Consider the following 12,280-nt stretch of genomic DNA (forward strand, 5'->3'; position numbering starts at 1 on the left):
GCGTACCCTGGCACGACGATGACCGAGCAGCAGAGCGCGTTTCCCCGCCGGGATGCCGAAGGACGGATCCGGACCCTGGGGGACCTGATGGGGGTCGGCCTGGCCGGCGTGGTCATCGGGCTGTTGGTGCTCGTGCTCTTCGACGTGGCCTTCGCCTGGTTCGGTGCCGGTGAGTTCGGTCAGGCCAACGGCTGGCTCGCGATGATCCTGCCCGCCTGGCTGTTCTGGGAGGACTTCCGGGCCTGGGGTTTCGGTGCACCCCGGGTGGTGGCCGCGCTGGTGGCCGTCGCGATGGCTGTGGTTTCCGGGCTGCTGGTGGCCGGCGTGGCGACGGCGCTGCCGCCGCTGCTGTCCGGCGTGCTGGCCGCGACCACGTTCACAGTGGTGTACGCGATGATCTGGTTTCCCGGCGTGCGCTGGCTGGCCAACCGGACCAGCTGAAACGGAGTGTGGTGACGTGAGCGAGCGGAGCGAACGAACGTGAGTGCGGCGGTCAAGTACACGCTCGGCCGGATCGGTCTGTTCGTGGTCGTGGTGGCGGCCCTCTGGCCTGTCGACATGGACATCTTCCTCAAGTTGATCCTGGCGTTGCTGTTCTCCGCGGCTGTCTCGTTCTTCCTGCTCAAGGGGTGGCGCGACGAGATGGCCGAGGAGATGGCCGCCGCCGCCGAGCGCCGCCGTGTGGAGAAGGAGCGCCTGCGGTCCGCGCTGGCCGGTGACGACCAGGCCGACGGCCCGGCGGGTGACCGGCCCGCCGACGAGAAGGGCTGAACGCCCGGCAGGCTGGCACCAGGCTTCGTGGCGGGCCGGTCTGCGGAAACATGTCGCCGGCATGAGGATCCGGCTGGGATGGACCAAACAACGATCAATGTTGATATGACCATGTGACCGGTGGTGGGCTGTCCGCTACCGAGCGGGGGATCCCCGCGCCTGCAGGAGGTTGTCCATGGCCTTCCGTTCCATCCCTGTCCGCCGTGCTCTGGCGCTCATCGTCGCCGCCGGGCTCGGCCTGCTCACCATCGCCGCACCGCCGGTCTCCGCCGAGCCGGCACCCAACCGGGACGAACAACCGGCCGCCGTGCCCTACCGGGTGCTCGGCCCGAAGACTCTCGCCGACCGCAACGCGGTCGCCCGTACGGGCGCCGCCATCGACTACTCCGAGCACGGGGTGCTGCACGTCTCGGCCACCCGGGCCGAGGCCGCCGCCATCACCCGGCTCGGGTTCCGGCTGGAAGCGATCGCCGCGCTGCCGACCGACCGGGGACAGGCGGACGGCGACGTCGGGATTCTCGGCTTCCCGTCGGCCGACGCCAACTACCACGACTATCCGGAGATGATCGCGGCGGTCAACAAGGTGGTGGCCGACCACCCGACGATCGCGCGGAAGGTCAGCATCGGCAGTTCCTACGAGGGCCGCGACCTGGTCGCGGTGAAGATCTCCGACAACGTCGCCACCGACGAGAACGAGCCGGAGATCCTGTTCAACGCCCAGCAGCACGCCCGCGAGCACCTGACCGTCGAGATGGCGCTCTACCTGCTCAACCTCTTCACCGACAACTACGGCTCCGACTCGCGGATCACCAGCCTGGTCAACAACCGGGAGATCTGGGTCGTGCCGTCGGTCAACCCGGACGGCAGCGAGTACGACATCGCCACCGGCTCGTACCGGTCGTGGCGCAAGAACCGCCAACCCAACAGCGGATCGTCGTACGTCGGCACCGACCTGAACCGCAACTGGAGCTACAACTTCGGGTGCTGCGGCGGCTCGTCGGGCTCCACCTCCTCGGACACCTACCGGGGTCCGTCGGCGTTCTCCGCGCCCGAGACGCAGGCGCTGCGCAACTTCGTCAACAGCCGGGTCGTCGGCGGGGTGCAGCAGATCAAGGCCAACATCGACTTCCACACCTACTCCGAGCTGGTGCTCTGGCCGTACGGCTACACGTACAACAACACCGCCCCGGGAATGAGCGCCGACCAGTACAACACCTTCGCCACCATCGGCCAGCAGATGGCGGCGACGAACGGTTTCACCCCGCAGCAGTCCAGTGACCTGTACATCACCGACGGCAGCAGCATCGACTGGATGTGGGCGACCCACGGCATCTGGGCGTACACCTTCGAGCTGTATCCGGGCTCGGCTTCCGGCGGCGGCTTCTACCCGCCCGACGAGGTCATCCCGCAGCAGACCTCGCGCAACCGCGAGGCGGTGCTGATCCTCTCCGAGTACGCCGACTGCCCGTACCGGGCCATCGGCAAGCAGGCGCAGTACTGCGGTAGCGGTGGCGGCGGGACCACTGTCTGGTCGGACACCTTCGAGACCGCGACCGGCTGGACGATCAACCCCAACGGCACCGACACCGCGACCTCGGGTCAATGGGAACGGGGTGCCGCGCAGGCCACCAACTCCAGCGGAGCCAAGCAGCTCACCCCGTACGCGGGCAGCAACGACCTGGTGACCGGTCGGCTCGCCGGTAGTGGTGCGGGCGACTACGACGTCGACGGCGGGGTGACAAGCGCCCGCTCGCCGGCTGTCACGCTGCCGTCCAGTGGCACGTTGACGCTGTCGTTGGCGTGGTACCTGGCGCACGGTTCGAACTCGTCCTCGGCGGACTACCTCCGGGTCAGCGTGGTGCACAACGGCGGCACCACGGCGCTGCTCACCCAGGCCGGTGCGGCCAGCAACCGCAACGGTGCCTGGACGGTGTCGAACCTCAACCTCACCCCGTACGCCGGCCAGTCCGTCCGGATCCTGGTGGAGGCCGCCGACGCCTCGACCGCCAGCCTCGTCGAAGCGGCTGTGGACAACGTCACCATCACCTCCTCCTGAGGTCGGTACGGGGCCCCGCCGCACCCCTCGCGGGGCCCCGTTCCCGGGACCAAACGGGCAGACCGGCCAACTCCCGGCCGGGTCTCCGGCAGCGCGACGGCCTGCTCGGCGGGGCGCCGCCGCAACGTGCGCTACGGTCTTACCGACCCGTTCCAGCGAAGCCGGTGAGACACCGGCGCTGTCCCGCAACTGTGATGCCCCGAAATCGGGGACGAGCCAGGTCGCCTGGGGCGCGGTCGCGATCCGCGCTCTCGAGGAAGGGCGCCTCGCGGACGGGTGCCTCGGCTCCCTGTCGGCGAAGCAGCACACTCCTCGACCGACAGGAGGACCGATGTTCAGACGTACCCCCGTGGTTTTCGCCGCCAGCCTGGCGGTGGCCGCGCTCGCGCTCGGTGCCTGCGCCGAGAAGACCACCGACACCCCCGCCACCGGCGGCAGCCCGAGCGCCGCCGCCTTCCCGGTGACCGTCGGCAAGCTGACGTTGGAGCAGCGACCCGAGAAGATCGTCTCGCTGTCCGCGACGGCCACCGAGATGCTCTTCGCCATCGGCGCCGGTCCGCAGGTCACCGCGGTCGACGACCAGTCCAACTTCCCCGCCGACGCACCGAAGACGGATCTCTCCGGCTATCAGCCGAACGCTGAGGCGGTCGCCGCGAAGGACCCCGACCTGGTGGTGCTCAGCGATGACCGCAACAAGATCGTCGAACAGCTCACCACGCTCAAGATCCCGGTCTACCTGACCCCGGCGGCGCAGACCCTCGACGACTCGTACCGGCAGCTCACCGAGCTGGGCACGCTCACCGGCAACGCCACCGAGGCGGCCGACGTGGTGCAGCGGATGAAGGACGACATCGCGAAGATCGTGGCCGAGGTGCCGCAGCGGGCCAAGGCGCCCACCTACTTCCACGAGCTGGGTCCGGAGCTGTACACCGCGACCAGCAAGACCTTCATCGGCTCGATCTACAGCCTCGCCGGGCTGGAGAACATCGCCGACGCGGCCGACGCCGACGGTAAGAGCGGCGGCTACCCGCAGCTGTCGCAGGAAGTGATCGTCAACGCCAACCCGGACTTCGTCTTCCTCTCCGACGTCAAGTGCTGCCAGCAGAGCGCCGCGACGGTCAAGGCCCGTAGCGGCTGGGCGTCGGTCAGCGCGGTGCAGAAGGACCAGGTAGTGGAACTCGACGACGACATCGCGTCCCGTTGGGGGCCGCGCGTGGTGGACCTGCTGCGGACCATCGTGGACGCCACCGCCAAGGTGTCCCAGTGACGCTGGCCGCCGGACGGTGACAGGTTCGCCGTCATGCGCCTCGCGCTGAGGAAGAGCCCGTCCGTCGCGCCGGCCGGGGCGGTCACCCCGCCCCGGCCGGCGGGTCTGCGGAAACGCTGGCTCGCGGCCGGCGTGTTCGCCGTGCTCGTCACGCTTGTGGCCGGGGTTTCGCTCGGCCCGGTCAGCCTGCCGCCCGGCAGCGTCGCGATCGAACTGCTCAACCTGCTGCCCGGGGTACGCCTGGACAGCGGACTCACCGAGCGGGAGATTGCCATCGTCACCGAGCTACGGCTGCCCCGGGTGGTGCTGGGCCTGCTGGTCGGCGGGCTGCTCGCCCTGGCCGGCGGCGCCTACCAGGGGGTGTTCCGCAACCCGCTGGCCGACCCGTACCTGCTCGGCGTCGCGGCCGGGGCCGGGCTGGCGGTCACCGTGGTGCTCACCCTGGGAGTGGGGGCGGGCGGAGCGTTGACCGGACTGCCGGTCACCATTCCGCTCGCCGCCTTCGTCGGCTCCCTCGGTGCGGTGGCGATGACCTACCTGCTCGGCTCGGCCGGCGGGCGCAGCCGTTCCCCGGCGACCCTGATCCTGGCCGGGGTGGCCGTCTCCGCGTTCCTCAGCGCCGGGCAGACGTACCTGCTGCAACGGCACGCGGAGAGCATCCAGCAGGTGTACTCCTGGCTGCTCGGGCGGCTGGCCACCGCCGGCTGGCAGGACGTCCGGCTGGTCCTGCCGTACTTCCTGTTGACCAGCCTGATCATCCTGCTGCACCGGCGGGAGTTGGACGTGCTCTCGGTCGGTGACGACGAGGCGGCCAGCCTCGGCCTGCATCCGCAGCGCTCCCGGTACCTGCTGATCGCCGCCGCCTCGCTTGGCACCGCCGCCGCCGTTTCCGCCTCCGGCCTGATCGGCTTCGTCGGCATCATCGTGCCGCACACCGTACGGATGCTGGCCGGGGCGAGTTACCGGGTGATCCTGCCGCTGTCGCTGCTGTTCGGGGGTGCCTTCCTGGCCCTGACCGACGTGGTGGCGCGGACCGCCGCCGCACCACAGGAGATCCCGATCGGGGTGGTCACCGCGCTGCTCGGCGGCCCGTTCTTCGTGGTGGTGCTGCGTTCGGTCCGCCGGGTGCTGACATGAGCGCCTCGTCGCCGGTGCCGCCGCCGGGGGCCCTGCCCGCCCCCGCCGTCGACCTGCGTGACCTGCGGATCAGCCTGGACGGTGCGCCGATCCTCGCGGGTGTCGACCTGACCGTCGCCACCGGTGAGTGGGTCACGGTGATCGGTCCCAACGGCGCCGGCAAGTCGACGCTGCTGCGCGCCGTCGGCGGCCTGCTGCCCGCCCCGGACGCCGTGCGGCTCTTCGGTACGCCCCTCGGTGAGCTGCGCCGCCGGGAACGGGCCCGGGTGGTGGCCACTGTCGCCCAGTCACCTGTCGTACCGCCCGGCATGGCGGTGCTGGACTACGTGCTGCTCGGTCGTAACCCGTACATCGCGCCGCTCGGTCGGGAGTCCGCCGCCGACCTCGCCGCGGTGCACGAGGTGCTCGACCGGTTGGACCTCGCCAACTTCCACGCCCGGGAGCTGGCCACCCTCTCCGGCGGCGAGCGGCAGCGGGTCTTCCTGGCCCGGGCGCTGGCCCAGGGCGCCACCCTGCTGCTGCTCGACGAGCCCACAAGCGCCCTCGACATCGGCCACCAGCAGGAGGTCCTCGAACTTGTCGACCAGCTGCGCCGGACGCACGGCCTGACGGTGCTGGCCACCATGCACGACCTCTCCATCGCCGGCGAGTACGCCGACCGGATGGTGCTGCTGGCCGACGGCCGCATCGTCGCCACCGGCACCCCCGACGAGGTCCTCACCGAGGACCTGCTCTCCCGCCACTACCGCGCCCACGTCCGCGTCATCCCCGGCCCCCACGGCCCCCTCGTCCTCCCCACCCGCCCCACCCGCCCCACCCGCGCCGATCATGCAGTTGTGGCACCTGATAAAAGCCGCGAAAGATGACAAAGCGACAACCACAACTGCATGATCGGCGGGGTCGGGGGTGGGGTGGGGTCGGGGTGGGTCAGGGTGTGAGGGCGATGAGGGAGAAGAGGGCGCCGTGGGGGTCGCGGAGGGCGGTAACGCGGCCGGCGGGGATATCGCGCGGGGGAACCAGGATGGTGCCGCCCAGTTCGGCGGCGCGGGCGGCGGCGGCGTCCGCGTCGGCGACGGAGAAGTACAGCGTCCAGTAGGCCGGCGAGTCGGCCGGGAATTCGCCACTCAGTGGGGGCATCATCCCCGCCACCAGGCGGTCGCCGAGCCGCCATCCGGTGTAGGCGACCTGGCCCATCGGCTCCTCCTCCGGCTGCCAACCGAAGACCAGCTCGTAGAAGATCCGCGCCCCGTCCGGATCGGGGGTGACCAGTTCGGTCCAGCTCATCGCGCCGGGCACGTCGAACACCTCGGCACCGGCGAAGGTCATCGGCTGCCAGACGCTGAACGCGGCTCCGGCGGGATCGGTGAAGACCGCCATCCGGCCCCGGTCGAAGACCTCGAACGGCGGCACCACCACCTGCCCACCGGCCCGCTCCACCCGGCCGGCGACCAGATCCGCGTCGTCGGTCGCGACGTACGTCGACCAGATCGGCACCTGGTCCGGTACGGCCGGCGGGCCCGCCCCGGCCACCGCCCGGCCATCCAGCAGGAAGACCGTGTACCCGCCCGCCTCCGGCTCGGGGTCCACCCGGCCGGTCCAGCCGAACAGTTCCGGATAGAACCGCCGGGCGGCGTCGAGTCCCGGCGTCGCCAGGTCGGCCCAACAGGGCGTACCCGGCGCGACGCTGACCACGGCCACCCCTCTCGACCTGCGGCGACCACCGGCCGACCGCTCTCCTGGGCATGGTGGCACCGGTCCGCCGCAGCCCGGGGTGGAAACGGGCGGAACATCAACTGAACCGGCGACCCCGGCCGCGTCAGCCCAGCGGTGCGGGCAGCGGCTCGGCGTGCAGCACGGACAGCCGGGAGACCGCCCGGGTGAGCACCACGTACAGCCGGTGCAGGCCGCGTGGCTCGGCGGCCACGATGGCGGCCGGCTCGACCGCGATGACGTGGTCGTACTCCAGGCCCTTGACCAGGGTCGCGGGCATCACCGTGACGCGCGCCCCGGCCGCCGGCCCGTCGGCGGTCGCGGTCTCCACCCCCGCCTCGGCCAGCGCCGACCGCAGCCCGTCCACGGCGTCGTCGGCGGCGATCACGGCGATCGACCCTTCGTGGGTGAGCGCCGCCCGCACCTCGGCCACCGTCGCACCGGCAGGATCGGTCACGGTACGCACCTCAAGCGTGCCGTCACCGCGCAGCGACTCGGCCGGCGGCACGTTGACGGCGAGCGCCGGAAGCAGCCGGTTGGCGAAGGCGAGCACGGCGGCGGGCACCCGGAACCCGATTGTCAACGGCACCACCGTGGCGTCCGGCTTGCCCAGGTGACGCAGGCTCTCCCGCCAGTCGGTGGCCGCCCACGGCGCGGTGGCCTGCGCCAGGTCGCCGAGGAGGGTGAGCGAGCCGTGCTCGCTGCGCCGGGCGATGACCCGGCACTGCATCGGGGACAGGTCCTGGGCCTCGTCGACCACCACGTGTCCGTAGCCCGCCGACCGTTCGAGCAGGCCGGCCGCCTCGTCGATGAGCACCGCGTCCGCGGCCGTCCAGCGGGTCGCCTTCGCCGTCCGCCCCAACCCGGTGCCGGTGGCGCGCCCGGTCCCGGGTGCCGGGTGGGTGAGCAGGCGCTGCTCGTCGGGCGTGAGCAGGCCGTCAGCGGCCTGGGCGAGCCGGTCCGGGTCGGTGTACAGCGCGTGCAGCAGGCCCTCCGGGGTGAGCGCCGGCCAGACGGCGTCCAGGAACCCGGTGACCGGCTTCGACCGGCTCATCCGGCGCAGCCACGCGTCGCCCGGCGACTCCGCCCGCCGGGCCTCGGCCTGCCGTTGCAGCAGTCCGACCACCCGGGCCCGGACCCGGTCCCGCCCGACGGCGTACGGCAGTCGCTCCGCGCGGGTGTCGTGGACCAGCCGGTGCAGCGGCTCCAGCCCGATCCGCCAGCGGAACGAGCCGTCGGAGACGAGCACCGGTTCCGCCGGCTCGCCGATGTACGCGTCGACGGCCCGGCGCAGCACCTCGGCCATCCGCGCGTCGTGTTTGAGCGTGGCCACGGCCGGCGGATCCACCGCCCGCACCGTCACGCGGTCGACCAGATCCTCCACGGTGGCCTGCTCCACCTCGACCTCACCAAGCGCGGGCAGCACCGCCGCGATGTAGCCGAGGAAGGCCCGGTTCGGACCCACGACCAGCACCTTCGACCGCCGCAACCGCTCCCGGTGCAGGTAGAGCAGGTACGCCGCGCGGTGCAGCCCGACGGCGGTCTTGCCGGTGCCCGGGGCACCCTGCACGCAGATCGAGTCGGCGAGGTCGGCCCGGACGAGTTCGTCCTGCTCGGGCTGGATGGTGGCGACGATGTCCCGCATCGGCCCGACCCGGGGACGTTCGATCTCGGCGGTGAGGATCCGGCTGGCCGTGCCGAGTTCCTCGCCCCGGTCCAGGTGTTCGTCCTCGAAGCTGGTCAGCTTGCCGTCGCCGAAGCCGAACCGGCGGCGCACCGCCAGGCCCTGTGGTTCGCGGGCGCTGGCCCGGTAGAACGCGCGGGACACCGGCGCCCGCCAGTCCAGCACCAACGGTTCGCCCTGCTCGTCGGTGACGTGCCGGCGACCGACGTGGTAGCGGCGGCCGGCATGGTCGGCCTCCGCGTCGCCGAAGTCGAGCCGGCCGAAGAAGAGTGGGGTACGCGGGTCGTCGGCGAGTTCGGCGACCCGCCGGGCCAGGTGTCGGCCGAGCTGTTCGGCGGTGTACGCGTCGCCGGCCACCTTGTCGCCGGTGGCGAAGAGCGCCTCGGCACGTTCCCGCATCCGGTGCAGCGCCGCCCGTGACCGGGTCAGGTGCGCCCGTTCGGCGGCCAGCTCGTCGTCAAGTCCGTACGGCTGGGGGATTTCTTGGGCGTGCAGGCTCATCCACGTACTCCTCGACACGGGAAGAAGGCTGCCGCTCGCGTTTCCGACTCGTGGGTCGGCGCGGGGACGTCCGCTGCGGTGCTACTCACCGCGGCCGTCAGGCGGAACGAACAGCCTACTGGAGGGCGTGCCGTCGACAACCGGTTTTCCCTCCGGCCAGGGATCATGGGGGTATGACGCAGGCGCACTCCGAGCCGCCCCGGGTGACGATCAGCGACCCGCAGACGCTGCGGGCGCTCGCCCACCCGGCCCGGCTCGCGATCATGGAACACCTGGCCACGACCGAGGGCGCGGTGACCGCCACCGAGTGCGCCGAGGTGGTGGACCTGTCGCCGAGCGCGACCAGCTATCACCTGCGGGCACTTGCCAAGTTCGGCCTGGTGGAGCAGGCGCCGAGCCGGGGGGACGCCCGCGAGCGACTCTGGCGCGCCGCGGTCCAGCAATGGACCATCGACGCCGGCCGGGACGCCGACCCGTCGGTACGCGACGCTGAGCAGACCCTGGTCGAGGTTTTTCTGGCTCGGGGACTGGAGCGTAGCCGGGACTGGCTGCGCCGGGCTCCGGACGAGTCCGAGGAGTGGTACCGCAGCGCGATCCTCAGCGAGTCGTTGCTGCTGCTCACCGCCGAGGAGTTGGCGGAGTTGAACGAGGCCGTGATGGCCCTGCTCAAGCCCTACCGCAAACGCACCCGGACCGACCCGCCGCCGGGCGCGCGTCGAGTGGCCGTCCAGTACCGGGCGGTGCCGCTGGCCTGACATGCTTGCGCCAGACAGATGTGAAGCATTACTTTCGAAGTATGTCCTTCACATCTGGCGAATCGCGGTGGGCCGACGTCGCCCTGGCCACCTCCGCCCGGGGGTTCGCCACCTGCGGGCAGTTCCTCACGGCCACCACCCTGACGCTGAGCCTGCAGACCTCCGGCGCCGGCGGCCGTGCCGTCGCCGGCATGCTGTTGGCGGCCACCCTGCCGCTCGTGGCGCTCGCCCCGCTGACCGGGCGCCTCGCCGATCGGGTGGACAGCCGGGTGCTGCTGATCGGCGCCGGGCTGGCCCAGTCGGCGATCTGCGTCGCGCTGGCGTACGCCGGGCACCCGCTGCTGGTGGTGGGTCTGGTCGCGCTGCTCGCCGCCGGCCTGGCCGTCGCCCAACCGGTGCTCGCCGCCCTGGTGCCCGCCATGGTGCGCGCCACGGACCTGCCCAGAGCCACCGCCCTCAACCAGACCGCGGGCATGCTCGGCGTCCTGACCGGGCCGGCCCTGGCCGGGTTCCTGGTAGGCGGCTTCGGCACCCGGGTACCGCTGCTGATCGCCGCGATCGGCTACCTGGCGCTCGTCGTCGCCGGCCTGCTTGTCCGTACCCGCCGGGGTGGCCCGCGGCAGGTGACGGTGACCGGCGGCGTGGCGATCGTGGACCGCGACGCTGAGCCGGCTGGAAGCTGGCGGTTGCGGCGGGACCCGTTGCTGGTGGCGATGGTGGCGACCCTGGCCGGTGTGATCGCGGCCATCGGCGCGATAAACGTCATCGAGGTCTTCTACGTACGCGAGACCCTCGGCGCTTCCGCCTCCGTCTACGGCCTGGTGACCGGTGCCTGGACGCTCGGGGTGCTCTGCGGTGCCTGGATCTTCGCGCGGGTGGCCGGTCGGCTCACCGACGACGGCGCCCTGGTCCAGGGCGGCCTGCTGCTGCTCGGCGGCTGCTGCGTGGCGGTGCTGGTCTCGGTGACGGTCCCCACCGCTGCACTGCTGGTGCCGCTCTGGCTGCTCGGCGGCCTCTGCAACGGCGGCGACAACGTCTTCCACAACCTGGTGGTGGCGCGGCGGGTACCCGAGGCGGCGCGCGGGCGGGCCTTCGCCGCCGTGGGTGCCTCGGTGCAGGGTGCGGCGATGGTCGGTTACCTGCTCGGTGGCCTGCTGCTGGAGGCGACCGAGCCCCGCCCACTGATCGTCGGCTGCGGCGTGGCCGGTCTACTGGTGCTGCTCGGCTTCGTGGTACCTGTCCGCCGAGCGGTCCGGGCCGAGCGCTCCCGCGCCCGGCAGACGCAGGCACCGGCGGGCCTCGGACGCACCGGGCCGGCGGGAGCCGAAGCGCCGGACGCGGAGTCGTCACCTGCGGGACCACCGAGCGTCGGGTCGCCGGGTGCCGAGCCGTCGGGTGCCGGGTCGGGTGCGGGGTTGGCCACTTCGTCGGCGTCCGGCTGAGCAGGTCACGGGCGTCGGGGATACGGTCGGGGCATGGTCGAGCGCCTTGCCCGCCCCCGCGTCGGGCACATCCAGTTCCTCAACTGCCTGCCCATCTACTGGGGGCTGATGCGCTCCGGCGCCTTGCTCGACGTCGACCTGCGCAAGGACTCACCGGACCGGCTCAGCGCCCAACTCGTCGCCGGTGACCTGGACATCGGGCCGATCACCTTCGTCGAGTACCTGCGGCACGCCGACGAGCTGCTGCTCCTGCCCGACCTGGCCGTCGGCAGCGACGGGCCGGTGCTGTCGGTGAACCTGGTCAGCACCCGGCCGCTTGCCGACCTCGACGGCGCACGGGTGGCACTGGGCTCCACCTCGCGGACCGGAGTGCTGCTCGCCCAGTTGCTGCTGCGCGAACGGTACGGGGTCCGTCCGGAGTACTTCCGGTGTCCGCCGGATCTGACCCAGATGCTGCTGGAGGCCGACGCCGCGGTGCTGATCGGCGACGTGGCCCTGCGCGCGATGTACGAGGCACCCCGGCAGGGGCTGACCGTGACCGACCTGGGTCAGGCGTGGCGGGAATGGACCGGGCTGCCGATGGTCTTCGCCGTCTGGGCGGTCCGCCGCGACTTCGCCGCGGCCCATCCCGGCCTGGTCAAAGAGGTGCACGAGGGGTTCCTGCGCTCACGTGACCTGTGCCTGGCCGAGCTGGATCAGGTCGCCGAGTCGGCGGCCCGGTGGGAACCCTTCGACGCGACCACTCTCGCGGAGTACTTCCGGACCCTGGACTTCTCCCTGGGCGACCGCCAGATCGCCGGCATCCGCGAGTTCGCCCGCCTCACCGCCGCCCTGGGCGAAACCCCACCCCTCCCACCCACCGGCCCCACCTTCTTCACCCGCTGACCCCCCGCCCCACCCCTGCCCGTCTCCGCGATCTTGCACTTTTGGTTCGCCGCTTTTCCGGCATAAGCCGTG

Annotated in this window: 11 protein-coding genes and 1 riboswitch; of the genes, 9 read left to right on the plus strand and 2 right to left on the minus strand. The window is 71.9% G+C overall.

The features are described 5' to 3' along the window. The first annotated feature begins 18 nt into the window (after positions 1-18). From AB0I71_RS00345 to AB0I71_RS00370, 6 genes are all read left to right on the plus strand, one after another. Complete coding sequence (locus AB0I71_RS00345; RefSeq protein ID WP_357581077.1) at positions 19-441, plus strand: hypothetical protein; 423 nt, start codon at positions 19-21, stop codon at positions 439-441. A 39-nt stretch (positions 442-480) separates the two neighbouring features. Continuing rightward, entirely contained in the window at positions 481-771 is a 291-nt protein-coding gene (locus tag AB0I71_RS00350; protein ID WP_357581078.1) for a DUF4229 domain-containing protein, read from the plus strand. 175 nt (positions 772-946) lie between these two features. Next, entirely contained in the window at positions 947-2,827 is a 1,881-nt protein-coding gene (locus tag AB0I71_RS00355; RefSeq protein ID WP_357581079.1) for a M14 family zinc carboxypeptidase, read from the plus strand. A gap of 160 nt (positions 2,828-2,987) precedes the next feature. Then, a riboswitch (cobalamin riboswitch) is annotated at positions 2,988-3,048 on the plus strand. Positions 3,049-3,158: 110 nt separating this feature from the next. Next, positions 3,159-4,094, plus strand: a complete 936-nt coding sequence (locus AB0I71_RS00360) for an ABC transporter substrate-binding protein (RefSeq protein ID WP_357581080.1) — start codon at positions 3,159-3,161, stop codon at positions 4,092-4,094. 33 nt (positions 4,095-4,127) lie between these two features. Further along, a complete protein-coding gene (locus AB0I71_RS00365) occupies positions 4,128-5,231 on the plus strand; it encodes an iron ABC transporter permease (protein WP_357581081.1) in 1,104 nt (367 codons plus the stop codon). 32 nt (positions 5,232-5,263) lie between these two features. After that, entirely contained in the window at positions 5,264-6,097 is an 834-nt protein-coding gene (locus tag AB0I71_RS00370; RefSeq protein WP_357581594.1) for an ABC transporter ATP-binding protein, read from the plus strand. A 61-nt stretch (positions 6,098-6,158) separates the two neighbouring features. Here the strand turns inward: AB0I71_RS00370 and AB0I71_RS00375 are convergent, their stop codons facing one another. Then, positions 6,159-6,923 (minus strand): VOC family protein, encoded by a 765-nt coding sequence (locus AB0I71_RS00375; protein WP_357581082.1) that lies wholly within the window; start codon positions 6,921-6,923, stop codon positions 6,159-6,161. A 124-nt stretch (positions 6,924-7,047) separates the two neighbouring features. Beyond that, positions 7,048-9,126, minus strand: coding sequence for an AAA family ATPase (locus tag AB0I71_RS00380; protein WP_357581083.1), 2,079 nt, complete (start codon positions 9,124-9,126; stop codon positions 7,048-7,050). A 173-nt stretch (positions 9,127-9,299) separates the two neighbouring features. Between AB0I71_RS00380 and AB0I71_RS00385 the strand changes: the two genes are divergently transcribed. The 3 genes from AB0I71_RS00385 to AB0I71_RS00395 are packed head-to-tail and all read left to right on the plus strand — an operon-like array spanning position 9,300 to position 12,208. Beyond that, positions 9,300-9,881 carry a metalloregulator ArsR/SmtB family transcription factor gene (locus AB0I71_RS00385; RefSeq protein ID WP_357581084.1) on the plus strand — a complete coding sequence of 194 codons (582 nt, stop codon included), beginning with the start codon at positions 9,300-9,302 and terminating at the stop codon, positions 9,879-9,881. Between the two features lie 41 nt (positions 9,882-9,922). Beyond that, positions 9,923-11,323 (plus strand): MFS transporter, encoded by a 1,401-nt coding sequence (locus tag AB0I71_RS00390; protein ID WP_357581085.1) that lies wholly within the window; start codon positions 9,923-9,925, stop codon positions 11,321-11,323. Between the two features lie 33 nt (positions 11,324-11,356). Next, on the plus strand, positions 11,357-12,208 hold the full coding sequence (locus tag AB0I71_RS00395; protein ID WP_357581086.1) for a menaquinone biosynthesis protein: 852 nt from the start codon (positions 11,357-11,359) through the stop codon (positions 12,206-12,208). Positions 12,209-12,280: the final 72 nt, after the last annotated feature.

It is taken from the genome of Micromonospora sp. NPDC049891, from assembly GCF_040660295.1.
GTDB lineage: Bacteria > Actinomycetota > Actinomycetes > Mycobacteriales > Micromonosporaceae > Micromonospora.